The sequence below is a fragment of the Sphingobium wenxiniae genome, assembly GCF_007830065.1.
Taxonomy (GTDB): domain Bacteria; phylum Pseudomonadota; class Alphaproteobacteria; order Sphingomonadales; family Sphingomonadaceae; genus Sphingobium; species Sphingobium wenxiniae.
On sequence record NZ_VLKK01000076.1, the window covers coordinates 1 to 1,341 of the forward strand.

The 1,341-nt window shown below is 64.3% G+C and carries 1 protein-coding gene; it reads right to left on the minus strand.

What is annotated here, in order from left to right; genetic code table 11:
* A partial coding sequence (gene istA, locus IQ35_RS20925) for an IS21 family transposase (protein WP_145076242.1) occupies nucleotides 1–1,229 on the minus strand: 1,229 nt, incomplete at its 3' end.
* Between the last annotated feature and the right edge of the window lie 112 nt (nucleotides 1,230–1,341).

Sequence of the window (1,341 nt, forward strand, 5' to 3'; positions counted from 1 at the left end):
CGGAAGGCCTCGGGCATCTCGGCAAAGGGCGCGCCGTTGCGCAGGGCGCCAGGCTTGCGCTGGATCACCGCCAGGTAATGCCGCCAGTCATAGATGGTCCGCCCTGGCTGGTCATGGGACCGCTCGATGATCCGGCCATGCTCGCACAGGACCTGGCCCTCGGCGGCGATGACGAGCCGGTCAGGGTAGACCCGCAGGCTCACCGGCCGGTTGGCGAAAGAGGCTGGCACGCTGTAGCGATTGCGCTCGAAGGAGACCAGGCAGGTCGGCGATACCCGCTTGGTGTGCTCGACGAAGCCATCGAAGGGCCGGCCCAGCGGCATCAGACTGGCGACCTCTTCGGCATGCACATCGGCGATGGTGCCGGGCAGGACGCCATGCTGGATCTGACCCCATTGCGCGATGCACTGCTCCTCGAGCCAGACGTTGAGCGCATCGATGTCGGGGAAGCTGGGCATGGGTTGCCACAGCCGGCGCCGTGCATCCTGCACGTTCTTCTCGACCTGTCCCTTCTCCCAACCGGAAGCCGGGTTACAGAACTCGGGCTCGAACAGGTAATGACTGGCCATCGCGGCAAAGCGCGCGTTGACCTGCCGAGCCTTGCCCGTGCCGATCCGATCAACCGCGGTCTTCATGTTGTCGAAAATCCCGCGCTGCGGCACGCCGCCCAGCACCCGGAAGGCCTGGGTCAGAGCGTCGAACAGCATCTCGTGAGTCTGGAGCAGATAAGCTCGGACGGTGAAGGCGCGGCTGTGTGACAGCTTGGTGTGCGCCACCTGCAGCTTGGTCTGCTTGCCGCCCAGCAAGGCCCAGTCCTCGCTCCAGTCGAACTGGAACGCCTCGCCCGGCGCAAAGACCAGCGGCACGAACGTGCCGCGACCACTGGTCTGCTGCTCGCGCTGACGATCGGCCTTCCAGGTCCGCACGAAGGCCGCAACGCGCCCGTATGAGCCGTTATAGCCCAGGACCACGAGATCGGCGTGCATCTGCTTCGCCGTGCGCCGCTGCTTGCGCGACTTGCCAGCCTCGATCCGCAGCCAGCCTGACAGCTTCTCCGCATACGGGTCCAGCTTGCTCGGCCGCTCGGGAACCTTGAACTGCGGCTCTACCGTGTCCGCCCGCAGGTACTTGCGGATCGTGTTGCGCGACAAACCAGTGCGCCGCTCGATCTCCCGGATCGGAACCTGCTGCCGGAAATGCCAGCGCCGGATTACACTCAATAACGCCATGTCGATCACTCCTGAATCCTCCGACCAATCAGCCAGAGGGAAGTCAAAACATGGGTCACTTCTCAGTGGAAACTTATGCCCCTCCCGGGTCAACTCTCAGTGGAAATCAACA